Origin of the sequence: Pseudomonas salmasensis (assembly GCF_014268375.2) — a bacterium.
GTDB classification, from domain to species: domain Bacteria; phylum Pseudomonadota; class Gammaproteobacteria; order Pseudomonadales; family Pseudomonadaceae; genus Aquipseudomonas; species Aquipseudomonas salmasensis.
In genome coordinates, this window is the sequence record NZ_CP077083.1 from 314529 (window position 1) to 337846 (window position 23318).

19 protein-coding genes are annotated in these 23318 nt (G+C 55.3%); 3 read left to right on the forward strand and 16 right to left on the reverse strand.

Annotated features, from left to right (window positions below):
• Nucleotides 1-89: 89 nt before the first annotated feature.
• On the reverse strand, nt 90-569 hold the full coding sequence (locus HU731_RS01265; RefSeq protein ID WP_186606688.1) for a nuclear transport factor 2 family protein: 480 nt from the start codon (nt 567-569) through the stop codon (nt 90-92).
• Between the two features lie 54 nt (nt 570-623).
• Nucleotides 624-1187: a TetR/AcrR family transcriptional regulator gene (locus tag HU731_RS01270; RefSeq protein WP_186606689.1), complete on the reverse strand. Its 564-nt coding sequence runs from the start codon at nt 1185-1187 to the stop codon at nt 624-626.
• A 125-nt stretch (nt 1188-1312) separates the two neighbouring features.
• Between HU731_RS01270 and pssA the strand changes: the two genes are divergently transcribed.
• Nucleotides 1313-2656 carry a CDP-diacylglycerol--serine O-phosphatidyltransferase gene (gene pssA, locus HU731_RS01275; RefSeq protein ID WP_186606690.1) on the forward strand — a complete coding sequence of 448 codons (1344 nt, stop codon included), beginning with the start codon at nt 1313-1315 and terminating at the stop codon, nt 2654-2656.
• Nucleotides 2657-2727: 71 nt separating this feature from the next.
• Here the strand turns inward: pssA and efeO (HU731_RS01280) are convergent, their stop codons facing one another.
• Genes efeO (HU731_RS01280) through efeU form a run of 4 tightly spaced genes read right to left on the reverse strand, consistent with a single transcriptional unit; the run spans nt 2728 to nt 6946 of the window.
• Entirely contained in the window at nt 2728-3543 is an 816-nt protein-coding gene (gene efeO / locus HU731_RS01280) for an iron uptake system protein EfeO (protein ID WP_034135556.1), read from the reverse strand.
• 25 nt (nt 3544-3568) lie between these two features.
• Complete coding sequence (gene efeB / locus HU731_RS01285) at nt 3569-4873, reverse strand: iron uptake transporter deferrochelatase/peroxidase subunit (RefSeq protein ID WP_186606691.1); 1305 nt, start codon at nt 4871-4873, stop codon at nt 3569-3571.
• Nucleotides 4874-4887: 14 nt separating this feature from the next.
• Nucleotides 4888-6090, reverse strand: coding sequence for an iron uptake system protein EfeO (gene efeO, locus HU731_RS01290; RefSeq protein WP_186606692.1), 1203 nt, complete (start codon nt 6088-6090; stop codon nt 4888-4890).
• A gap of 10 nt (nt 6091-6100) precedes the next feature.
• Nucleotides 6101-6946 (reverse strand): iron uptake transporter permease EfeU, encoded by an 846-nt coding sequence (gene efeU / locus HU731_RS01295; RefSeq protein ID WP_186606693.1) that lies wholly within the window; start codon nt 6944-6946, stop codon nt 6101-6103.
• A 168-nt stretch (nt 6947-7114) separates the two neighbouring features.
• On the opposite strand from efeU, the gene HU731_RS01300 reads away from it, so the two are divergent.
• Nucleotides 7115-8143 (forward strand): AraC family transcriptional regulator, encoded by a 1029-nt coding sequence (locus HU731_RS01300; protein ID WP_186606694.1) that lies wholly within the window; start codon nt 7115-7117, stop codon nt 8141-8143.
• A 166-nt stretch (nt 8144-8309) separates the two neighbouring features.
• Here HU731_RS01300 and HU731_RS01305 read toward each other — a convergent pair whose 3' ends face one another.
• The 10 genes from HU731_RS01305 to HU731_RS01350 form a co-directional block, all read right to left on the reverse strand.
• Nucleotides 8310-9539 carry an MFS transporter gene (locus tag HU731_RS01305; RefSeq protein WP_044273662.1) on the reverse strand — a complete coding sequence of 410 codons (1230 nt, stop codon included), beginning with the start codon at nt 9537-9539 and terminating at the stop codon, nt 8310-8312.
• Between the two features lies 1 nt (nt 9540).
• The gene (locus tag HU731_RS01310; RefSeq protein ID WP_186606695.1) at nt 9541-10275 is read right to left on the reverse strand and encodes a HesA/MoeB/ThiF family protein; all 735 of its coding nucleotides are present in this window, start codon (nt 10273-10275) and stop codon (nt 9541-9543) included.
• A 365-nt stretch (nt 10276-10640) separates the two neighbouring features.
• On the reverse strand, nt 10641-11840 hold the full coding sequence (locus HU731_RS01315; RefSeq protein ID WP_186606696.1) for a hypothetical protein: 1200 nt from the start codon (nt 11838-11840) through the stop codon (nt 10641-10643).
• A gap of 124 nt (nt 11841-11964) precedes the next feature.
• Entirely contained in the window at nt 11965-13197 is a 1233-nt protein-coding gene (locus HU731_RS01320; RefSeq protein ID WP_143480622.1) for a hypothetical protein, read from the reverse strand.
• Nucleotides 13198-13322: 125 nt separating this feature from the next.
• The gene (locus HU731_RS01325) at nt 13323-14306 is read right to left on the reverse strand and encodes a cupin-like domain-containing protein (RefSeq protein ID WP_186606697.1); all 984 of its coding nucleotides are present in this window, start codon (nt 14304-14306) and stop codon (nt 13323-13325) included.
• Nucleotides 14307-14390: 84 nt separating this feature from the next.
• Nucleotides 14391-14531, reverse strand: a complete 141-nt coding sequence (locus HU731_RS01330; RefSeq protein WP_161794322.1) for a hypothetical protein — start codon at nt 14529-14531, stop codon at nt 14391-14393.
• Between the two features lie 430 nt (nt 14532-14961).
• Nucleotides 14962-16377, reverse strand: coding sequence for an efflux transporter outer membrane subunit (locus tag HU731_RS01335; RefSeq protein WP_069558350.1), 1416 nt, complete (start codon nt 16375-16377; stop codon nt 14962-14964).
• Nucleotides 16374-19553, reverse strand: a complete 3180-nt coding sequence (locus HU731_RS01340; RefSeq protein ID WP_044273664.1) for an efflux RND transporter permease subunit — start codon at nt 19551-19553, stop codon at nt 16374-16376. The genes HU731_RS01335 and HU731_RS01340 overlap by 4 nt, the downstream gene beginning before the upstream one ends.
• Before the next feature lie 12 nt (nt 19554-19565).
• Nucleotides 19566-20807, reverse strand: coding sequence for a multidrug efflux RND transporter periplasmic adaptor subunit MexE (gene mexE, locus HU731_RS01345; RefSeq protein WP_186606698.1), 1242 nt, complete (start codon nt 20805-20807; stop codon nt 19566-19568).
• A 217-nt stretch (nt 20808-21024) separates the two neighbouring features.
• Nucleotides 21025-21921, reverse strand: coding sequence for a LysR substrate-binding domain-containing protein (locus HU731_RS01350; RefSeq protein ID WP_186606699.1), 897 nt, complete (start codon nt 21919-21921; stop codon nt 21025-21027).
• 103 nt (nt 21922-22024) lie between these two features.
• Here HU731_RS01350 and HU731_RS01355 point away from each other — a divergent pair, with 103 nt between their 5' ends.
• Nucleotides 22025-23302: a DUF2254 domain-containing protein gene (locus tag HU731_RS01355; RefSeq protein ID WP_072448588.1), complete on the forward strand. Its 1278-nt coding sequence runs from the start codon at nt 22025-22027 to the stop codon at nt 23300-23302.
• The last annotated feature ends 16 nt before the right edge of the window (nt 23303-23318 follow it).

Here is a 23318-nt window from a genome sequence, read left to right on the forward strand (position 1 = left end):
CGCGAAAAACGTCAACGATAGCGCGGGCTTCCTGAATCAACGCGGCGCCTGCGAGTTTTTCGCGAGCAAGCTCGCTCCTACAAATAGGGTTATAGCCCCAGTTCTGACAGGCCCGGATGCTCATCCGGCCGCCGCCCCAGCGGCCAATGGAACTTGCGGTCGCTTTCCTTGATCGGCATATCGTTGATGCAGGCAAAGCGGTTGGCCATCAAGCCGTGCTCATCGAACTCCCAGTTCTCATTGCCGTACGAGCGGAACCAGTTACCCGAATCATCGTGCCATTCATAGGCGTAGCGCACGGCAATACGGTTATCGGTAAAAGCCCACAGTTCTTTGATCAGTCGATAATCCAGCTCCTTGGCCCATTTACGGGTCAGGAACTGCTTGGCTTCTTCGCGGTTATGGGCAAATTCGGCGCGGTTACGCCAGTTCGTATCCAGGGTGTAGGCCAGGGACACGCGCTGCGGGTCGCGGGAGTTCCAGCCGTCTTCGGCCAGGCGAACTTTTTCGATGGCAGACGTGCGAGTAAACGGCGGCAGGGGCGGGCGGACTTCTTCTTGGGCTGACATGGGCGACTCCTCAATGCAATAAAGGTTAGGTCGAAAGTTGCCTGGGCTGTGGGTTCACAGTTGCAGTAAGGTCCGCGCCATGCATTGCGCATTATCGGCAGCTGTTGAATCACCCATGACCAGGGCAACGGTAATGGCGCCATCGATCAGGATCAGCAGTTGCGCGGCCTGCTGCTCCGGGTCGGGGGTGCCATGTGCTTGGCACAGTTCAAGTGCGTACTCGAACAGTTTGCGTTTATGGGCCTTGGCCAACAGGCGCACCGGGTCTTGGGCGTCGCCGGTTTCACCACTGGTGTTGATAAAGGCGCAGCCGCGAAAGTCTGCCGAGCCGAACCAGCGCTTGAGCGCGCTGAACACCCCCAGCAGGCGTTCGCCGCTGTCGTCGCTGCGTTCCACTTCGTTGCGCAGCCACTGCATCCAGCGTTCGTCGCGGCGTTGCAGGGCGGCCACCACCAACTCATCCTTGTTGGCGAAGTAGCGGTAGATACTTTTTCTCGACACACCGGCGGTTTTCACCAGTAAGTCCATGCCGGTGGCAGCGATGCCGTGGCGATAGATCAACTTTTCGGTGACGTCGAGGATGATGTCGCGGGTTTCATTCTGGGTTATATCGTTCATGTCGAGTACAGTAGAACGATCGTTCTTCATGGTCAACAGGCTTTTTTAAATTACCCACCGCGAGACCTGGGCAGCCTCATGGTGTAAGCTTTGGGCCTCTTCGGATTCGACCCATTGCGAGCCCTATGCCGTCGTTCTTCAAACGCTCCCTGTTGCCCAAGCTGCGCGGTTTTCCGTTGTCCAACGAGGCCATTGAGGTGCTGCCCAGCGCCGACGCCTATCGTCGCTGCCTGCTGGAGAAAATCGCCCAGGCCACGCGGCGTATCTACATCGTTGCCTTGTACTTGCAGCAGGACGAGGCGGGGCAGGAAATCTACGACGCGCTACACGGCGCCAAGGCCGCACGGCCTGAACTGGAGATCGTGGTGATGGTGGATTGGCTGCGCGCCCAGCGCGGGTTGATCGGCGCGGGCAAGCAACCGGGCAACAGCGCCTGGTACCAGGCGATGACCCAGCGCCACGCCACCGAAGTGCCGGTGTACGGCGTGCCGGTGCAAACCCGCGAGCTGTTCGGCGTGTTGCACCTCAAGGGTTTCGTGATTGATGACAGCGTGCTGTACAGCGGCGCCAGCCTGAACAATGTGTACCTGCACAAGTTCGACAAATACCGCTTCGACCGCTACCACCTGATCCATAGCCAACCCTTGGCCGATTCGATGCAGCACCTGGTGGAGCACGGCCTGGTGGCGTCCAAGGCTGTGCATCGCCTGGACCTGCCGAACCCGCCCACCACCCGCAGCCTGCGTAACGACATCGGCGACCTGCGCAGCCGTCTCAAGCATGCGACCTACGACACCACGGCCGGGCAGTTGCCCAATGGTCATCTGTCGGTCAGCCCCTTGCTGGGCGTCGGCAAGAACAACCCGTTGAGCCGGGTGATCCTTGAGCTGATCGCCAGCGCCCAGCAACAACTGACTATTTGCACGCCGTATTTCAACCTGCCATTGCCGGTGACCCGTGAGATCAACCGCGCCCTGGCACGCGGCGTGAAGATCGACATCGTGGTGGGCGACAAGACCGCCAACGACTTCTACATTCCGCCCACCGAGCCTTTTAAGGTAATTGCGGCGTTGCCGTACCTGTACGAGATCAGCCTGCGACGCTTTGCCAAGCGGCACCAGCCGATGATCAACAGCGGCCAGTTGAACCTGCACTTATGGCGCGATGGCGATAACACCTATCACCTAAAGGGCATGTGGGTGGATGAGCGCTACACCTTGCTCACCGGCAACAACCTCAACCCTCGGGCGTTTCGCCTCGACCTGGAAAACGGCTTGCTGATCGACGACCCTCAAGGCCAGTGGCTGGAGCCGCGAAGCGCCGAGCTTGCGAATATTTTCCAGCACACCACGCGTATCCAGGGTTACCAGCAATTGCAGACGCTGGTGGATTACCCGCCCGCCGTCGGCAAATTCCTGCGGCGTGTCAGCCGGGTGCGGATCGAGCGCTTGCTGTATCGCATTCTCTAACTGAGCAACGTGCCGGCAAAAAAACACCCAGGCCCTTCGACAGGGACTGGGTGTTTTTTTGTGCGCAGCAGTTAGTTCAAACCCAGCTTGCCGCGCAGGGTTGAGAGGTCTTCGGCCAGGGTATTGACCGGGCCGACCAAGGCCTTGCGGTCGTTGTCCTTGACCTTGTCATAGGTCTGGAAGCCGCCATCCTTGGTTTTGTACTTGGCCAGGATCTTGTCGACGCTGGCAAAGTTTTTGTCGACCTTGGCCAGGAAGGCTTGGTCTTGCTGCCCGATCTGGCCACGGAACAGGTCGACGATTTTTTTCGCACCGTCGATGTTGCCCTGGAAGTCATACAGGTCGGTATGGCTGTAGCGGTCTTCTTCACCGGAAATCTTGGTGGCCGCGACTTCTTCCAGCAACGCAGCGGCACCACCCACGACTTTCTCCGGCGGGAAAGTCAGGCCATCGACGCGGGTCTTGAGGTCATTCACATCCGCGTTGAGCTTGGCGGTCAGCGCTTGCAGGCCCTGGGTCGAGTTCTGCGAGAACAGCGCGTATTCAATGCGGTGAAAGCCCGTGAAGTCTTCGGCCGTCACGCCTTTTTCATGATCGTCCACACGCGAGTCGATGGACGCGTCGAGGTCGCTGAACAGCTCGGCGATTGGCTCAATGGACTCATAATGTACGCGGGTCGGCGCATAGAGCTTCTTGGCGGTGGCCAGGTCGCCTTTATTGATGGCGTCGGTGAACGCCTGGGTCTGGGTGACCAGTTCGCCGATTTCTTCGGTGACGTAGATCTTGTAATCCGACACCGGGCCCACCAGGTCCAACGGCGCAGTAGCGGCGAAGCTTGCCAGTGGCGAAAGGCTGAGTAACAACAACGCGATAGACGACTTCTTCATGGGAGACATTCCGCTCTGGTGTGTTTTAGGTCTTGGCAGGATTTTGAGAGTGCGTTGCCGCGAGCAGCGTTCGCCCGATGAAGTCCTGGGGCCCGGTGACCCCGGGCAACGTGAAGAAATACCCGCCACCCACGGGCTTGAGGTACTCCTCCAGCGGCTCGCCGTTGAGCCGGGTTTGCACGCTGATAAAGCCTTTCTCCAGGTCAGCCTGGTAGCAGATGAACAACAAGCCCATGTCCAGTTGACCGTTTTTGTTGACGCCGTTGGAGTAGTTGAACGGCCGCCGCAGGATCAAGTTGGCCTGGGTCTGCGGGGTGCGCGGGTTGGCCAGGCGGATGTGGGCATCGAGCTTGGTCAACTTGCCTTCTGGGTCCTTGCTGTAGTCCGGGACCTGGGTTTCATGCTGGCCGTCCATGGGCGCGCCCGTGGGTTTGACACGGCCGATGATGCTTTCCTGTTCTTGCAGCGGGGTGCGATCCCAGCGCTCGACAAAGTTACGGATGATGCGCACGGCCTGGTAACTGCCATGGGCGGCCCAGGCCGGTTCGTCGCTGGTAGGCTGTACCCAGACGATCTGGTCCATGGCCTTGTCATCATTGGAATTGGGGTTGGCCGAGCCATCGCGAAAGCCCAGGAAATTGCGCGCACTCTGCGCCGGCTCACCGGGTTTGGTCGGTGCCTGGGGCGGCACGCTGCCTTCTTGCTTCCAGCGCACCAGCAGCAGGTCGGGCAGGTTTTTGACGATGTCGCGCAGGGCGTGGATATTGGTGTCCGGCGTGTTGGAGCTGAACTGCAGGCTCAGGTCGCCATGGCACTGCGCGGGCTCCAGCGCATCGTTGGGGAAACCGACCATGCGGCTCAGGCGCTTGGGTTTGGCCGCGGCAAGCCCGAAGCGTTCGTCGAACAATGACTCGCCGACCGACACGGTGATGGTCAGGTTATCGGGTGTGACCACCGGGCCAAGGATGCCGGAATCGGTAGGCGGTAATTTCGGGTCGACCTGGGGCACGGTGCCGCCGGTCATCAGGAACGCGATGCGCTCGTTGAGGGTGCGGAACAGACGTTCCAGGTCTTCGCGGTCGCTGGCCAGCACATCGAACGCCACGACCATGCCGCAGGCTGGGCGCGGGGTGACGATGCCGCTTTGGTGCTTGCCGAAAAACACCTGGTGGTCCTGGGTCTTGTCACTGCGCGGTGCGGTGGTGACTTGCTCAGCCGCTGCCGCCATGGCCGGGCAGCTCAGGCTGCTGCCGGCAATCGCAACGCCGGTGGCCGCCATGCCCAACAGGACGCGGCGACGTTGGAGGTCAAACTGTTCTGTATCACTCATGTATGCGGTCGTCTTCACTGCAGGCCGGAAAGGCCAAGGGCGGGGTCGATTCCATCGAGTGCAACGGCCAGTGCCTTGGCCTTGTCGGCGATCTGCTTGCGCTGATCGGCTGTAACCTTGTCGTAGGTTGGGTAGCGGTCATTCACCTTGAGCCCGTCGAGTTCGGTGTCTAAGGCGCTGAGCGCGCTGTCGATAGTGGGCAACAGGTCGGCGGCGGACTTGCCCAGCAACGGGCGCATCAGGTCGACCACTTTGTGCGCGACCTGCAGGTTGGCGGCAAAGCCGTTCAAGTCGATGTGGCTGTAGCGTTCTTCTTCACCGCTCGCCGCCCGCACGTCCGTCAGGCTATTGAGGTTGCGCACCACAATGCTCACCAGTTGCTCCGGTGGCAGGGACTGGGCCAGTAACTGCTGCTTGAGCGTGGTGACGTCAGTAACCAGGCGTTGGGCGACCGGCGCCAGGTCATCGAGGCTGTGTTGTTGGAACAGGCCGTATTCGAGGCGGTGGAAGCCGCTGAAGGCGGGGTCTTGCTCGCGCTTTTCAAAGTAATCGGCGCGGGCGTTGATCGCGTTATCCAATTCGGCCAGGCGCTGGGACGCCGGCGCCAGGCGCTGATACGCCTCGCGGGCCGGTACATACAGCGCCTGGGCCTGGGCCAGGTCACCGGCGGCGATGGCCTGTTGCAGGGCCGTCACGGCCTTGACCAGCGCACCGCCTTGGCCGCTCAGGTACACGCGAAACTCCGACAGTGGGCCGATAAACGCCACCATCGACGGCTTGGCCTTGGCCTGGGCGTCAGACTCTGCCGTGGGCGTGACATGCAAGGTGCCGCGCGGGTTGCTCAGCAGGCCACAGGTAATGGCGTAGTCGCCGGGCAGCAGGTTGGCGTTGATCACCTGGCTAAGGCCCGGGGCAATGTTTTCCCGCTCTTCGACCACCAGCACGCCGTCGAGGATTTCCCACTCCACTGCGCGGTCGGAGCGGTTGATGATGCGAAAGCTGGCATGCCCGGCGGGTACCGTCAGGGCGTTGGGTTCGCAGGCGTGGCTGTGGATGGTCACCGCGATTTCATTGTGGTTGGCCTGGCGTTTGCCGGCGGCCAATTGCGAGGCGTAGTAAAACAGGCCACCGGCGGCGATCATCACCACCACCGAGCCGGCCACGCCCCAGCGCAGGGCGCGTGACGGCGGGGCCGATTGAGGGGTTGGGTTGGGCAAGAGACAATCCTTACTGGCTGGAAACGGAAGAAGTGTTGGCAACAGGCTGGGGCGGGGCCGAGGGCAGGAAGAACATCACCAGGGCCACCACCAGGTAAATCAGATAGGCGCCCAGGGTGCTGACGGTCGGTGCTTCCTGGTAACCGAACATGCCGGCCAGTACCGAGCCGAGGGGACTGTCCATGGGCAATGCGGCGCTGAAGTCGAACAGCACGGTCTGCCAGTGATTCCACACCCCGGCTTCATGCAGGGCTTGCACCGAGTTGGCGAGAATGCCGGCGGCGACCACCAGGATGAACAGGCCGGTCCAGCGGAAAAACGCGCCGAGGTTCAGGCGCATGCTGCCGGAATAAATTAGCAAGCCCACGATGATGGCCAGGATCAGGCCGAGCAGGGCGCCCACCGGAGCGCCTGGGCCTTCGCTCTGCTGAAACACGGCCAACAGGAAGAACACCGTCTCCAGCCCTTCGCGGGCCACGGCGAAAAACACCATGGCGATCAGGGCGAACACCTGGTGCCTGGAGCCGGCCAACGCATGGTCGAGGGATTCATGCAGCGAGTGCTTAATCGAGCGCGCCACCTTGCGCATCCAGAACACCATGGAACTGAGGATGCCCACGGCGACCAACCCGACGACACCTTCAAACAGTTCCTGCTGCTTTTGCGGGAATTCTGCACTCACCAACTCCAGGCCGCCGCCCACCAGCAGCGCCAGCGCCGCCGCAAGGAACACCCCGATCCACACTGCGGGCATCCACTGGCCACGCCCGGTCTGTTGCAGGTAACTGGCGATAATGCCAACGATCAATGCCGCTTCAATGCCTTCGCGCAGCATGATTAAAAAAGGAACGAGCATCGGGCACCCGGGCGCAACTAGTTAGGGAGCTAAGTTGTAACATAATGATACTCATTGCTAAACAAGAAATATTGACCTTTGCTGAACGTGGGCTGAACAGTGGTGGCGAAGCGCAACCGCCCTTATGATGCAGGCCAACCACACCGCAGCCGGACAGCTCAACGCCCCATGTCGGAAAAAGACACCATCTCCATCCACCTCGTGCGCGAAGCGCTGTTGCAGAGTTGCGCGCCGGGAGCGGCCACCGTTGAGGTATTGAGTAAAGTCGGGATTGACCCGGCGTTGCTTGAGCAGCCCGACGCTCGCGTGGCGGCCACCGCCTATGCACGCCTGTGGCGTTTGCTAGCGCGGCGCAGGGATGATGAATTCTTTGGCATGGACCCGCGCAAACTCAAATCCGGCAGCCTGGCGTTCCTGTGTCGCGCCTCCATGGCGCAACCCAGCCTGGCGGCAGGCCTGGAAACCGGCTTGGGGTTTCTCTCGCTGATGCTGGAGCACCTGCCAGCCCAGCTGGTGCGCCAACAGAGCCTGGCGGAAATTGTCCTGCTCGAGCCTGATGAGCCCAAGCGAGCGTTTACCTACTTCACCTACTGGATGATCGTCCACGGTGTCGCCTGCTGGCTGGCGGGGCGGCGTATTCCGATCCTCGCCATTGAGCTGCGCTGCGCGCAGCCGGACTTCTGTGACGATTATCGGGTGATGTTTTCTGACAACCTGCGCTTTGATCGGCCACGCACCCGCATGATCTTTTCTGCCGAATGCCTGGACTTGCCGATCAAGCGCAGCCCGCAGGAGCTCCAACGGTTCCTGGCTCATGCACCGGCTAACATCCTGGTCAAATACCGCGACCCCGAAAGCCTCGCCACGCGCATCAAGCACGACTTGCGGCAGATGCCCCCCGACACCTGGCCGGAAACCGAGGGGCTTGCCGCCAGGTTGTGTATTTCTGCGTCCACCCTGCGCCGCCGCCTGGCGGAAGAGGGGCAGACCTATCAAGGCCTCAAGGACAGCGTGCGCAAGGAACTGGCGATTGTGTGGCTGGCTGAACCGCAGATCAGCTTTGCCGAGATCGCCACGCGGTTGGGGTTTGCCGATGCGAGTTCGTTCTACAAGGCGTTTCGTAAGTGGGTGGGGTCGAATCCGGGGCATTATCGGAGTTTGATTCTTAACGATGCTACGACGGAGGAAGGGGCATAAGACTTGGGCGGCGATAGATTTGTATGAGGTTTCAATATCCCGCCCTGCTTTTTAAGTGAGTCCTTCTTTAAATCCATTAATATCAGATCATAGCGAGTTTGACAGGCATTACGCGGCGAGTCTGGAGAGGGTCGATACGCTGAGTTGGTTCAAATGTTTGGTCGTTCTAAGTGCTTTTTTGCTCGCCTAAAAGCAAGGTCACGCTTACACCAAGCAGGCCGAAAAAACAGATACCAGAAATTATAATCAAAGTTAACGAGAAGCCATATACATCTAGCAGTCCGCCGAAAACAGTATAAGAAATCCCGATGATTACTGAGTTTATTAAGTTTGCGACAGAGAGACAAGAAGCTCGGATATGTGACTCAACTTTATCATGAATATACGCTTCATATGAAGTTTCATATATGGCAGGAAGCGACATGATTATAAGAAAAATTATAATTGAGGTGATTGTGCCGGTGTTTAGCGACAAAATAAAAAGAAGAAAGGTAACGACGCTGGTAGTAGTAAGGGCAATTGCTCCAAGAGAGAATCTGGAACAAATAAATCCTGCAGCTATGAACATCGCTGCTGATGCGGCTTCAATGGCCGCATAAATGGCAGCAATCATGGTTACATTTAACCCTTGTGTTGCAAAAAACGGCTGCCCATAGATAAATAAAGGAACTGTTGACAACTCGAATAAAGCAAAGCCAATAAATAAAGGTATAAGGAGGGCGCCTTTTTTTGAGCGAAAAAAATCAATTAGTAAGGTGAAGCGCCCGAGTGTTGCTTTATTGTCGCTGCAACTTGTTTTATGAGGGGGCAGCGAGGAAGAAAGGAGCTTCATTTCTGGGGTTAGTGCGGCCACAATAGCCCCGATGAGTTTTGATATAGCAAAAAATATATATACGCTGTTCCAAGACCAAGTTTCTTGTAATACCCCACCCAGAAGCATAGACAAGCCTAATGATACCGCTCCGATAGCGCGGGCACGTGATAATATTTTAGGGTACTCATCAGCTCGATGTTCAGCCAGTAAATTGTCATAGAGTAATGCTCTATCTGAACCCGAGCCCATAGCAATACTGGCACCAAACAAGCAAAATATAATTGCAAAAGGAATGAAAGAGGAAAATAGCATGAAGCCAATACCGCTTATAAACAGCCCTAAGAAACCGATGATAAGAGAAAATTTACGTCCATAGCGATCTGCAAGTAAGCCAGATGGAATCTCTAAGGCGACGGCAGAAAAAAACAAAAAAGACTGAAGAATCCCTATCTCTCCCTGCGTGATACCAATCTGCAGCAGGTATAGCACAAACAAACTTCTCTGAACATCCAAATTCATAAATATTGATAGGGAGTAATAAAAGTTATCATTTTTTTGCTTTAAGGGATTTGATATGCCCATTCTATTTGAACGCCTGTTTTTTTGTAAGTTCAAGGGATTTGAAGTTCAAGCTTAAGGTGCATGCATCAACTTTTGAAGGGCAAATGTTTGCCAAATATTGAAAAGCTTCCCACGCTATAAAATTTGCAATAATTGAATTTGTTATACCGTTTGACGGAAAGCGCGCAGGAATAATTATTTGTTTACAAACGTGGTTTACCTCTTTGATCCAGCGTAGATAGGCCTGGAGTGAAGATCTATCTTTGAGGAGCGGTCCAAGTGTACCGTTGTTAATGCCAACGGCACCGAACAGCGCTGGTGTGCTTGTTATAAGCGCTGCATTAGCTACGTAACTCTGAATCGCTCCTTTAGGTTCATCAGCACAACAGATTATTAAATCTGCACCCTTGGATAATTTCGCTAATTGCCTGCTAGAGGTTATTTCAGATTTGATAGATTTAGCTTCGACTATTTGCTGGTTCTCCATTAATCGCTGAGCAAGTACATCTGTCTTGTATTGACCCACATCGTGTATGCTATAAGCAAACTGACGATTAAGATTGCTTGGATTCACTTTGTCGAAATCAATCAAAGTGAAAAAACCAACACCTGAACCTGCAAGGCTTTGCGCAACTAACGATCCTGTACCGCCGCATCCGACGACTACAATAGAAGAGTTTTTTATGGTGCGACTAATTTCTTGGTTTGGTGCAACAGCTTCATTCCACGACCACTGCATTGCTTGTAATGAAATCATTCCATCAGGTGGGGCGGCATGAATGAAATTAGCTTCTTTAAGTTTTCGAAGAAGGCTTCCCGCCGGCTCATTATCAAACTCTAATACTGCTCCTGTCGTACGAAGCAGATGAAGTAGCGTGGCAGTATCGGAGTTAGGGGGGTGAAGCTTTTCACTCCATCCTCCGCAACCAGTTTAAGCTGGTTATTCTCGTTAAGAATCACAATATCGCCACGTAACATCCATGGGTCGTGTTTTTTAAACAATGAAGGAGTCCTCAGTCAAGTTTTTAGAATCTAAGTGCTTTCCAAACATGGCCATAGGTCTATAAACTGTTTCGGCCAATAGCATGGGTAAGGCGTTATAACTAGACTTGGAGTACAGCTTTAAAAAATATTTTTAATAAGATTTATGGACTTTGTGGACGTGTCTAGACCGGATATTTTTCGTTGGAAAAGAGTTAGACGTAAGCTTTTCTCACTTGCTGCATTTACAATTAGCGTCTTCAATAGTTTTTGGTCTGTGCTTGTAAGCTCTTGCCAGAGCTGGTGGCATTCTGTAAATAGGTGAAGTGGTTTTCCTTTGTTCTTTTGTCGAGGCTCGACAAATGCTTGAAGCAGGGTTTCCGCGTGGCTCATTATTTCAAATGGACTATTTAACCGCTGATAGTTTGCAAGAATAGGGAAGGAGTAATATGAAGAAAACGCTGACCATGATAGTAGTGTTTTTGTATTTGGACCAGGGATGATATCAAGTGCCTTAGTTAGCCCGATGCCACGGTATTGTGGGTGTACAATAACTCGAAATGATTGCAATACATATTTATTGATTTCCAAGAATTCAGGGAATATCTCAAATGCTTTAGGCCATGGACGTATACACAAATTAACACCGATCACCTCTCCGTTAGAATATGCAGCGACAACATGGTCAACTAGAGGTTTTAACATGTCTATGTCATTTGGGTTGTCATTTTCATAATGATAGCGGGAAAGTTTTTTGTAATCCTCTATAGTGCTTTTTTTAATTACGATTTTCAGGTCTCTTAGTATGTTTGTATTTTTTGCTTTTATAATGTTAATGCGATGATTGCCATTTGGGCAAAGCTCGATATGGGTATCAGGTTTTAAAAAATTGACAATGTCGTCGTGACAGCTTGCAATAAAAGCGTTCTGTTTATTGGTGCGAAGCATTTTTCCTAAATTTATCGCAATAATATGGGCTGTACGTCTGTCCAATCGTGTAGTGAACTCGTCTAGGAGCAGTGGCCCTTCTCCCCGGAGCAAAGCTAACGCAATAAGGAAACGTTCTTTTTGTCCATCGGATAGATGAGAGAAAGGACTAATTAAAATGCGAGGTTCTCCTAAGCCGAATTTTGAAAGATAACGTATGACTCCACCTGCATCATCATAAGGGATGATCTCAGCGATTGGCTTCTCTAGATCAATATCATGTGGAATCTTTCTTATGGCTGAAAAATTCCGAGAAATTTCTTTAATAATAAGCTCTTTCCGACACCGCTTGCCCCTGTTATTAAAATGATCCCCTCTGTAGGAATGTCTAGATTTGATAGTGACTCTTGCCACCCTTCCTCAGATAGACCAAAAGTTTTTATTATGTTTCGGCAGACTGTACTTGAGCGTTTCATTGGCTGGATATTCAAATCCACTTTTGTATGTATGGTGTTCATGATGTGCCTTTCTATGTGTGTCAGCGTTGAAAATTGACGTTGCTCAAACAAATGCTTGGAATAGCGCCAATTATCACGCTCGGGCATAGGTCGCTTAGTAAATCATCAAGCGATTGTCTATGTGTGCTGCTAAATGTTGATGATTTTAATATGTCGATATATAGTTTTAGGGCTTTTGGCTCACTTCGCCAAGCAGGGCATAGTATTAATGACGCGTATCTACCCCAAGCATCATATGTTGGGCCAGATACGATCATTAATCGCATGGCCGCTTTGATTTTAGGATTTGAATAGCTATCAGAAACGGGAGTGCAAGAGATACCATGTCTATGAAGTGTTGTCGCAATAGACCAAGCGACTATGGCGTTAGGGTAATAGTCAGAAAAGGCTAGAGTAAGACCGTTTTTTGAGGCTGTAGCTGACCAGTCTAGAGTTGTAAGATTCTGCAGCGGGGCTGGATCATCAGACAGTGTAGAGGCGCTAGCCCAACCAATATGCTCTCCACAATTATTTTTTATTAGTATGTTTTTAATTTCTTTTCGAAGTAATTTTTTGTCATCTCCGACAAGCTCGTCTGAAAATACAATAATACCTCTTAGAGAAGTTTTCTTAACAATCCGCTGACCGTTTGCTGCCGGCCTTGAATTGAATGGAGTAGCAGTGTCTGCTGTCTGGTTAATAATTCCGTTTTCGTAAAGTATGATGTTTTCTTCGGGGTTGCGAACAACTTCTACAAGGATAGAGGGGATGCTATTAACGGGGCAAGAAGCTTCCCAGCGGTTAGGCGCAATTTCACAGATTTGTCGTGCCCCAGGCCATTTATCAGTACGAAATGGTATCCAGGCAGGGGAGGAAAGCAATCCTTCAAAGGCGGGAACTTTTTCAGCAAAATTGATAATGGCGCTGCCATCTTGTGTCAACCCTAACGTTGCTTTACTCATAATTAGATGGCGGACAATGATGTCGTGACTGGCCAAGTGATTAAGCCCGTTCAAATAATCTTGTCCTGAAATATTATTCAATTTGCAGCTGTCATTGGCTTTGGGGGAAAGAATGTATGTATGCCCCTCATTCTCAATATTTATATCGCAACCGCCCTCTATACTTACGTTTGGAAGTGGCGGAAACAATGGTGCTCGTGGGGGAAGCGCTCCCAGGCTTGCCAACTGTAGAGCACTATAATTACGAGGGGATTTCAATAATCCAGGAGGTGCATCCAAAGCGATCCTGATAGGTGTGTTGCCCTCTGCCATGCTGTCTCCTTACGTCTGAGGTATCAGTCTGTGAAGAGTTTTTGCCGTTGATTTGTATTGCAAGGCTGTAAAAGAAGCGCAATTAATTATTTGTTAATGCTCTGCGGATTCAAATGTATTGATCATTAATTGTTATTCTTTTTCGCGTAGTAGCTATCCAGGTAGGCTTCGGACTTATTTATGGACTCTTTAAGAAAGCGTATATAGTTTCTTTCATGCTCAATAAAGTTACCAGTTTTATGAGATAAGGGTGGGCTTAGTGACTTCTCGGCTTTCAATAATTCTTGTCTGGCCTCTCTTCCTAAATCTTCAATCTTTCTTAGGATTGGTAAAACGAATCCACGAATTTGCTGCTCAAAGAGTGGGAATCTATAAGTATCTACATGTAAATTTTGAACGGCGATTGTAAAGCCGCAATTAATTACGTTATGCCACCAGCCAGGGGGGATGTAGAATGCATCACCCGCCGATATAATACCTTCAAAAATGTCAGCTCCTTGCTGGAGTACTTCATTGGCAATTAAAGGATTAAATAGGTTTTGCCCACTCGAAACCGCATATGTGTGGAGGGGGGACACTATACGAGCTTTTTTTTCACCCACAATCATTGTTAGGATGGAGTTCACAAAGAAAGAGTCTGTATGTAGAGGGCTTGATACATGTTGATAGCCAATGATTAAGTTTGTTGGCGGTATTGAAATCGAAGGCGGTAATTTGTATAGCCAGTTGTCCGGAAAACAAGGTGGCGCCATATCTATGTCGTCTAGAAGCTCCGGGAATTCTTTGTGATAAATCCATCCGCCCAAGTAGGGTGGCTCTGTATTGTTTTCGGGAGATTTGTTTGTTTCTGCTAGGTCTATATAATTTTTAAGCGTTATTTTAACTTGATCATTATAGTGTTCTTGTTTTTTTGACTCGTAACAGACAGGTACTTTTACATGGCCGTACGTATTTCTGAAAAAATCTGCTGACCACCGATTAATTGCCGGCCAGTCCTTCCCCATTCCTTTTAAAATTACGGGGGTTTCATTTGCAAGGTATTTTTCTTGAAATAGTGTTGTGTTGCCAGCATCAATACTGTCAACAAGCAATATGTTTTTATTTGACAAGGGGGGCTCCTTGTTTTATTTGTGGCTGCTTTATAAAAAGGTCAATCAAATGAATGACCTTTTTATCCTAGCGCTAACGGACCATTAGCAACGACTAAAAACAGCTTGAAGCATCAATTCATCATCTGCTAGGTCAATGAAGAATGAGACATCTTCATTTTCATTGATGGCAGCAAATGTATTGTCCGACTCCAATGTGTGCTCAATGATTTCTTCGTTTTTCATCTTTTATTCTCATTGTGAATGGTGAGAGAGTTGCAAGTTTGATTAAGCAATCACTGCTTAATTTGACGTTGTTCGATACAGTGCAACGAGGTAGCCCCTGCTTTAGGCGGGGAGAACTGCGTAATCTCTGTACCCATCAACGCCTCCATGATTAAAGACCACGTTGCTGTTAGTTCGCAACTGCGTGCTTTGTGGTTTTGTGCATCAGTGCACTCGTACAGTGAGGAATGACTATTGCGAGAAAAAACAATGAAGTCAGGGAGCCCCATGCAGAGCGGTATTAGGACATTACTTACGAGCGCCTTCTTCTTTGCCTTACAGAAATAACTTTCAACATTTTAGGAAGTCCTGGCAAAAAAAAGCCCCACGACCGAATGGACCGCAGGGCTAAAAATTGGCTGGATGCGACCAACCAAAGGAGCTCTTTACCTCACTTGTTGCTGGCGACCACCGTATCCGGCTGCCAGCCACCACCCAACGCCTTGTAGATCGCTACAATGCCGCGATACAGATCTACTTCGGCTTGGGCCTGGGAATCTTCGGCGGCCAGGCGTTCGCGCTGGGCGTCGAGCAATACCAGGAAGTCCACGGTACCTTCGCGGTAGCGGATCGCCGCGAGGTCGGCGGCGGCGCGGCTGGATTCGCTTTGGCGGATCAGCGAGACCAGGCGTTGCTGGCGCTTGCCGTAATCGCTGAAGGCGTTCTCGGACTCTTCCAATGCCAGCAACACTTGCTGTTCATAGGTCGCCAAGGCGCCATCGGCTTCGGCATTCGCGCCACGCAAACGCGCGCGCACGCTGCCCAGGTCAAATGCGGCCCAGGTGATGCTCGGGCCCAGGGACCAGGCATTCGCCGCGGCCGAGCCGATCTGCGAACCGCGCCCGGCGGTGAAGCCGAGGAAACCGCTGAGGCTCACCCGTGGGAACAGGTCGGCCTTGGCCACGCCGATACGTGCGGTGGCGGCGGCCAGTTTGCGTTCGGCGCTGAGGATGTCCGGGCGTCGTTGCAGCAGTTGCCCCGGGTCGCCAATTGGCAACGCCTTGGCAATCGCTGGCAGGTCTTTGGGGCTCAGGTCCACGCTCAGCTTGTCGGGGCGCTGGCCGAGGAGGGTGGCGATGCGGTTGCGCTCGCGCACTTGTTCGGCCTGCAGTTGCGGCACGCTGGCTTCTACCGCTGCCAGGCGCGCGTCGGCGCGTTCAACGTCGAGTTGATCACCCACGCCGGCATCGCGCAGGCTGACGGTGATGGTGCGCGACTCCTGCTGGTTCTTCAGGTTGTCCAGGGCAATGCGTTCACGCAGTTGCGCACCGCGCAGTTGGCCGTAGGCATCCACCAGTTCGGCAATCATGGTGACTTGCAGCTGGTACAGGTCGGCTTCGGCCACTTGTTGGTCGGCGTCGCTGGCTTCCAGGTTGCGGCGGATACGCCCGAACAAATCCACTTCCCAGGCCATGTCCAGGCCCAGGTCGTAGCGCTCACTGTTGACACGCTTGGTGGTCTGGCCGGGAATCTGGCCCTTGCCCACATCGCTGCTGGCGCGGGAGGTGACCACCGGCATGATGTCGTTGGCCGCATCATCACGGATGGCCCGTGCCGCCCGCAGACGGGCAAAGGCCACGCGCAAATCACGGTTGCCGCTCAGGGACTGGGTCACCAACTGGTTGAGGGTCGGGTCGTCGAACTGCTGCCACCAGATGCCTTCGTATTTGGCGTGGTCGTAGCTCTTGGTGTCGGCGGCGGCCGTGATGTTGGCCGCCTCCAGTGGCTGGGTCTTGTAGTCCGGGCCTACGGCACAGGCGGCGAGCGCCAGCACCAGCAGGCTCGGCAGGAATATTTTCACACTCATTGCTGCGTCTCCAGCTTCAAGGCCTTGGCCGCTTTGCGCGCTTCACTGCGCTCGACATAGCGACGGATCAGTACGTAGAACACTGGCGTCAGCAACAGACCGAAGAAGGTCACACCGATCATCCCGGAGAACACCGCCACGCCCATGGCATGGCGCATCTCGGCACCGGCACCGCTGGAGAGTACCAATGGCACCACACCCATGATGAACGCGAACGAGGTCATCAGGATCGGCCGCAGACGCAGGCGGCAGGCTTCCAGTACCGCGGCGAGCGGGTCGAGGCCTTCCTGCTGTTTATCCTTGGCGAACTCGACGATCAGGATCGCGTTCTTGCACGCCAGGCCCACCAGTACGATCAGGCCTATCTGGGTAAAGATGTTGTTGTCGCCGCCCGAGATAATTACCCCGGTGATGGCCGACAGCAGTGTCATCGGTACGATCAGGATCACCGCCAGCGGCAGGCTCCAGCTTTCGTATTGGGCCGCGAGCACCAGGAACGCCAGCAGTACGCAGAGCGGGAACACGAACAGCGCGGTATTGCCCGAGAGGATTTGCTGATAGGTCAGGTCGGTCCACTCGTAGGTCATGCCGTTGGGCAGTTCATCTTTGAGCAGTTTTTCAATCGCGGCCTGGGCCTGGCCAGAGCTGTAGCCCGGCGCGGCGTTGCCGTTGATTTCTGCGGTGATGAAGCCGTTGTAGTGCATCACGCGGTCCGGGCCCGAGGTATCGCTGACCTTGATAAAGGTCGCCAGGGGGATCATCTCGCCTCTGTTATTGCGCACTTTCAGTTGGCCAATCTGGTCGGCGTCCTGGCGGAACTGTTGCTCGGCCTGCACGTTGACCTGATAAGTGCGCCCGAAGCGGTTGAAGTCGTTGGCATACAACGAGCCCAGGTAGACCTGCAGGGTGTCGAAGATGTCGCTGATCGCCACGCCGTGAGTCTTGGCCTTTTCGCGGTCGATGGCCGCGTCCACTTGCGGCACGTTCACCGTGTAGCTGGTAAACAGGCCGAACAGCTCAGGCACGCCGTGGCTCTTGGCGATGACGTTCTGCACTTCTTTGTACAGCTCGTCATAGCCGAGGTTGCCACGGTCTTCGATCTGCAGGCGGAAGCCACCGATGGTGCCCAGCCCTTGTACTGGCGGCGGTGGGAAGATCGCCATGTAGGCTTCTTCGATATTGGCGTATTGGCCGTTCAGTGCACCGGCAATCGCACCGGCAGACATGCTCGGGTCTTTACGCTCATCGAAGGGCTTCAAGGTCACGAACACGATGCCGCTGTTCGGGCTGTTGGTGAACCCGTTGATCGACAGGCCCGGGAAGGCAATTGCAGCTTCCACGCCGGGTTGTTTCAGGGCGATCTCCGACATGCGCTTCATCACGTTTTCGGTGCGGTCCAGGCTTGCGGCGTCGGGCAGTTGGGCGAAGGCCACCAGGTATTGCTTGTCCTGGGCCGGTACGAAACCGGTCGGCGTGTGGGCAAACCCGAAGAACGTCAGCACCATCAAGCCTGCGTAGACGAACAAGGCAATACCGCTGCCGCGAATCACTCGGCGCACGGTGCCTACGTAGCCATGGCTGGCCTTTTCGAAAAAGCGGTTGAAGGGACGGAACAACCAGCCACCGAACACCTTATCGAGGAACTTGGAGAAACGGTCCTTCGGCGCGTCGTGACCGCGCAGCAACACCGCGGCCAGTGCAGGGGACAGGGTCAGGGAGTTGAACGCCGAGATCACGGTTGAGATCGCGATGGTCAAGGCGAACTGCTTGTAGAACTGCCCGGTCAAGCCACTGATAAAGGCGGCCGGAATGAACACCGCACACAGCACGAGCGCCGTGGCGATGATGGGGCCGGTTACTTCACTCATGGCTTTTTCGGTCGCTGGGAAGGGCTCCAGGCCCAGCTCGATATTGCGCTCGACGTTCTCCACCACCACGATGGCGTCGTCCACCACGATACCGATGGCCAGTACCAGGCCGAACAACGACAGTGCGTTGAGTGAGAACCCGAACAGGTGCATCACCGCAAACGTACCGATCAAGGATACCGGCACCGCCACCAAGGGGATGATCGAGGCGCGCCACGTCTGCAGGAACAGGATCACCACCAGCACCACGAGGATCAGTGCTTCAAACAGGGTATGCACCACCGCTTCGATGGAACCGCGTACAAAGATGGTCGGGTCATAGGCAATGCGATAATCCATCCCCGCCGGAAAGCTCTTTTTCAGCTCGGCCATCTTGCTGCGCACATCGTTGGAGATGTCGATGGCATTGGAGCCGGGACGCTGGAAAATCGGAATCGCGACGGCGGGCTGGTTATCGATCAGCGAGCGCAGCGCGTATTGGCTGGAGCCCAGCTCGACCCTGGCGATGTCTTTGAGACGCGTGATTTCACCGTTGGCGCCGGCGCGAATCACGATGTTCTCGAACTCTTCTTCAGTGACCAGACGGCCCTGGGTATTGACCGACAACTGGAAGCTGGTGTCACTCGGCGCGGGCTGGGCGCCCAGGGCGCCGGCTGCCACCTGGCGGTTCTGCTCGCGGATCGCCGTGACCACATCGGTGGCGGTCAGGTTACGCGACGCGGTTTTGTTTGGGTCGAGCCACACGCGCAAGGAGTAATCGCCCATGCCGAACAACTGCACGTCACCGACGCCGCCCAGGCGGGCCAGTTCATCCTTGATATTGAGGATCGCGTAGTTGGACAGGTACAACATGTCGTAGCGCTGATCCGGGGAGGTCAAGTGCACCACCATGGTCAGGTCGGGGGAGGCCTTGTCCACGGTAATACCGATGCGCGTCACTTCCTCTGGCAGCTTGGGCTGGGTGCGCGTCACACGGTTTTGCACCTGCACCTGCGCGTTGTCCAGGTCGGTGCCCAGGGCGAAGGTGATGGTCAGGGTCAGCTTGCCGTCGGCGGTGGATTGTGAGGACATGTAGAGCATGTTCTCGACGCCAGTGATGGCTTGCTCCAACGGCGCGGCCACGGTTTCACCGATGACTTTGGGGTTGGCGCCCGGGAAGTTGGCGCGCACCACCACGGTCGGCGGCACCACTTCCGGGTATTCGCTGATCGGCAGTTGGAACAGCGAGATCGCACCGGCGATCAGGATCAACAGCGACAGCACCGCTGCGAAGATCGGCCGCGAAATGAAGAACTTGGAAAAATTCATCTTGAGTATCCCTTAACCGCGTGGAGTCGCGACGCTTGCGAGCTTGGGCGCGGGTTTTTCTGGCGCCACTTGCTCCAGGTTGCTGGCTTCAAGCGCTTGTCGTTGTTGGGCCAAGGCGGCGAGGGTTTCCTTGCTGGCCATCGGGATGGTTTCCGGCGCGACCGGCGAGCCTGGGCGCACACGTTGCAGGCCCTTGACGATCACGGTGTCGTCCTTGGTCAGGCCGCTGCGCACGATGCGCAAACCTTCGATTTTCGGCCCCAGTTCCACCGCGCGATAAGCCGGCTTGTCGCCGTCCATCACCAGCACGAACTTCTTGCCCAGGTCGGTGCCGACCGCTTCGTCATTGATCAACACGGCCGAATAGGTGCCGCTGCCGACCAGCTTCAAGCGCGCATACAGGCCCGGGGTGTATTCGCCCTTGCTGTTGTCGAACACCGCACGGCCACGGATGGTGCCGGTGGCCGGGTTGACCTGGTTGTCGACGAAGTTCATCTGGCCCAAGTGCGGGTTGCCGGTTTCGTTGGACAGGCCCAGGTACACCGGGGTGGTTGCGCCACGCCGGCCTTCACGGGCCAGCTCGGTGTACTTGAGGAACACGCGCTCATCGGCGTCGAAGTAGGCGTAGACCTTGTCGGTGGACACCACGCTGGTGAGCGCAGTGGTATCGGCGGTGACCAGGTTGCCGGCGGTGATTTCGGCACGGCTGACGCGGCCACTGATGGGCGAGGTCACGCGGGTGAAGCTCAGGTTCAGCTTGGCCAGGTCCAACTGCGCCTGGATCCCGGCCATGGCGGCGCGGGCTTCCTGGGCGGCGGTGGTGCGTGAGTCGGCCAGTTCGGCGGAGATCGCATTGCTCTGACGCAGGCGCTCGCCACGTTGTGCTTCGTTTTCACTGCGGGTGGCGGCGGCTTTGGTCTGCGCTAGCTGGGCTTCGAGACGGCGCACTTCGGCCTGGAACGGGCGAGGGTCGATCTGGAACAGCAGGTCGCCTTTCTTCACCAGCGCGCCTTCGGTGAATGCCACCTGGTCAATCTGGCCGGACACTCGTGGACGAATCTGCACGGTTTCCGGCGCTTCAAGGCGCCCGGTGAACTCGTCCCACTCGTTGACCGGCTGCTCCAGCACCTTGGCCACGCTGACCTTGGCTGGGGGCATGGCGGCCGCTTGTTCGGAAGACTTGCCGCACGCGCTCATCACCACCACGGCCAGAATCGCCAGGGGGAAGCGCAAAAGTTTGAGTGACTGTTCCATGAGGTGCATCCGCCAATGTATTTGAGATGGGCGGATCATGCGCGGGGAGGTGCGAGGTCACGAATCGAATGAAGCAAAGGTAACTATCATTCGGAATGATATAAGCGCGGAGTTAGCCCTCTAGCATGGGGGTTTTGTTAGGGAGCTATCAATGTGATTGATGACAAAAGACTGTTGCCGAGGGTGCAAGGAACTTTCGCAGCAAGGCGTGGGCGCATCACGGCGCGTCGAACGCATCACCCAGAAAGTCGATCAATGATCGCACTGAGGGCATCAGCCCACGCCTTGAGGGGAACACGGCGGTGATCACGCCTTCAGCGGGTTGCCATTCAGGCAATACGGCAATCAGGCGGCCATCGGCCAGTTCGTCTTTCACGACGACGTGCGGCAGGTTGGCGATGCCCACGCCCGCCAGTGCCGCGTTTTTCAGGGTAGACATGTCATCACTGACCAGGCGTGGCGTGTGCACTACCTGCGCCGTGGCGCCGTCCGGTCCGGTCAGTTCCCACAGGTATTGAAGCAACGGGTTGCCCCAATGGATAGTCGCCTGCCCGGCAAGGTCAGCTGGTAGCGAGGGCAGGGGAGCGCCCTGCAAAAAAGTCGCGCTCGCCACCAGCACCTGAGGACTTTTAGCCAATACCTTCATGACCAGCTCACTGCTTTCCAGCGGCGGGAAACACAGGTTCAAGGCCATGTCATAGCCTTCGCTGATGATGTCGACCTTGCGGTTGAAGCTCTTCACATTCAGTTCGACGCTGGCGCATTGCGCCATGAATTGGGCCAGCATCGGCGCCACCCAATAGTTGAGCAGTGCGGTGGTGCAGCTCAAGCGGATCACGCCCCGCGGCTCTGATTTGTTGAAGGCAATCACATCTTCGGCCGACTCGGCCTCGCTAATCATCGCTACGCAATGGCGATAGTAGGCCTGGCCGATATCGGTGACCTGGAACTGGCGCGTCGAACGTTGTATCAGCCGCGCCCCCAGCCTGGCTTCAAGCTGGCTGACTCTGCGGCTCAAGGTCGATTTGGGCAGGTTCAGCGCACGGCCTGCCGCCGCAAAGCCACCGTGCTCGACCACCTTGGCGTAGAGGAAGAGTTCGTTGAGGTCGAACATGGGCAGTGTTCCATTTTTGAGATGGCCAAGATTAATTCAACTTAGCCAGTATCGACAGCCATGTACACTCCGTTCAAATCGACGCAGTCACCGAGGGCACCACATGATCGACCGTTTGCGCTGGGCAACCCATCGTCTCACCAAGCGATTGTGGTTCAGAGCCTCCTTGTTCTCGCTCCTAGGGGTCGCTACGGCACTGCTTGCCGTTGTGTTCAAAGACTTCGTTCCCGAGTCCCTGCCCACGCGCATCGGTGCAGATGCGGTGGACAAGATTCTGGGCATCATTGCGTCGAGCATGCTGGCCGTCACGACCTTTTCGTTGAGTACGATGGTCACCGCGTACGGTGCCGCAAGTAGTGGTGTGACCCCGCGAGCCACCACTTTGGTGATGGAAGACACTACGACGCAAAACGCCCTCGCTACGTTTATTGGCTCATTTCTTTTCAGCCTGGTAGGCATCATTGCCCTGAGCACCGGCGCCTACGGCGCGCAGGGTCGCGTGCTGCTGTTCGCGGTGACTATCGCCGTGGTTGTACTGGTGGTCTACACCCTGCTGCGGTGGATCGACCATTTGTCCAAGCTCGGCAGGGTAGGAGAAACCATCGACCGCGTCGAAAAAGCGGCCATGGCGGCCATCAGCCAACGCGCCCAATGGCCCTGCCTCGGCGCTGCGGCCTACCCGACCGATCACGCTCTGGCCCCCGGCGCAATGACCATCGAAAGTGAGCAGACGGGCTATGTGCAGCATATCGACGTGTTGGCCTTGGGCGCTATCGCGCAGCATGACTGCACGCATATTTACCTGGAGGTGGTGCCGGGAACCTTCGTACACGAAGGTATGCCACTGTTGCACGTGGTCAGCCTGGGCACCAGGCAAGACGATGGCACACAGGCCACCAGGGAAAAGATCCTGTCTACGCTGACCATCGGTAACCGTCGCACATTCGAACACGATCCCCGTTTCGGGCTCTGCGTCCTCTCTGAAATCGCTTCGCGCGCGTTGTCACCTGCCGTCAACGATCCAGGTACCGCTATTGATGTGATTGGCCGGGGAGTGAGAACGTTGACATGCTGGGGTAAGCCCGGCGGGTCTGGCCGACAGACAGATCAGCAGTGTGAGCAGGTATTTGTTCGAGGGCTGAACGTCGATGATCTGTTTGAGGATTTCTTCGCCCCGATCAGCAGAGACGGTGCAGGTGTGTTCGAAGTGGATGCTCGCCTGTTGAAAGCCCTTATCAGCCTTGCCGAAATAAACCCTGTTCTGTTCAAAACGGCGTGCCTTAGGCAGGCGGACCAACTCATCACACGCGCGCATGCAACACTGACACTGCAGCATGAGAAGGAGCGACTAAGCGCCTTGGCCAAGGCGATAGGCGTGTAGGAGGCTATTGGGCCTG

Coding starts and splice junctions, on each gene's coding strand:
- efeO (WP_034135556.1), bottom strand. CDS start 3,543: ATGAAGAAGTCGTCTATCGCGTTGTTGTTACTCAGCCTTTCGCCACTG.
- HU731_RS01320 (WP_143480622.1), bottom strand. CDS start 13,197: ATGGCAGAGGGCAACACACCTATCAGGATCGCTTTGGATGCACCTCCT.
- HU731_RS01340 (WP_044273664.1), bottom strand. CDS start 19,553: ATGAATTTTTCCAAGTTCTTCATTTCGCGGCCGATCTTCGCAGCGGTG.
- HU731_RS01330 (WP_161794322.1), bottom strand. CDS start 14,531: ATGAAAAACGAAGAAATCATTGAGCACACATTGGAGTCGGACAATACA.
- mexE (WP_186606698.1), bottom strand. CDS start 20,807: ATGGAACAGTCACTCAAACTTTTGCGCTTCCCCCTGGCGATTCTGGCC.
- HU731_RS01355 (WP_072448588.1), top strand. CDS start 22,025: ATGATCGACCGTTTGCGCTGGGCAACCCATCGTCTCACCAAGCGATTG.
- HU731_RS01335 (WP_069558350.1), bottom strand. CDS start 16,377: ATGAGTGTGAAAATATTCCTGCCGAGCCTGCTGGTGCTGGCGCTCGCC.
- HU731_RS01265 (WP_186606688.1), bottom strand. CDS start 569: ATGTCAGCCCAAGAAGAAGTCCGCCCGCCCCTGCCGCCGTTTACTCGC.
- HU731_RS01305 (WP_044273662.1), bottom strand. CDS start 9,539: ATGGGCATATCAAATCCCTTAAAGCAAAAAAATGATAACTTTTATTAC.
- HU731_RS01310 (WP_186606695.1), bottom strand. CDS start 10,275: ATGATTTCATTACAAGCAATGCAGTGGTCGTGGAATGAAGCTGTTGCA.
- pssA (WP_186606690.1), top strand. CDS start 1,313: ATGCCGTCGTTCTTCAAACGCTCCCTGTTGCCCAAGCTGCGCGGTTTT.
- efeB (WP_186606691.1), bottom strand. CDS start 4,873: ATGAGTGATACAGAACAGTTTGACCTCCAACGTCGCCGCGTCCTGTTG.
- HU731_RS01270 (WP_186606689.1), bottom strand. CDS start 1,187: ATGAACGATATAACCCAGAATGAAACCCGCGACATCATCCTCGACGTC.
- efeU (WP_186606693.1), bottom strand. CDS start 6,946: ATGCTCGTTCCTTTTTTAATCATGCTGCGCGAAGGCATTGAAGCGGCA.
- HU731_RS01350 (WP_186606699.1), bottom strand. CDS start 21,921: ATGTTCGACCTCAACGAACTCTTCCTCTACGCCAAGGTGGTCGAGCAC.
- HU731_RS01300 (WP_186606694.1), top strand. CDS start 7,115: ATGTCGGAAAAAGACACCATCTCCATCCACCTCGTGCGCGAAGCGCTG.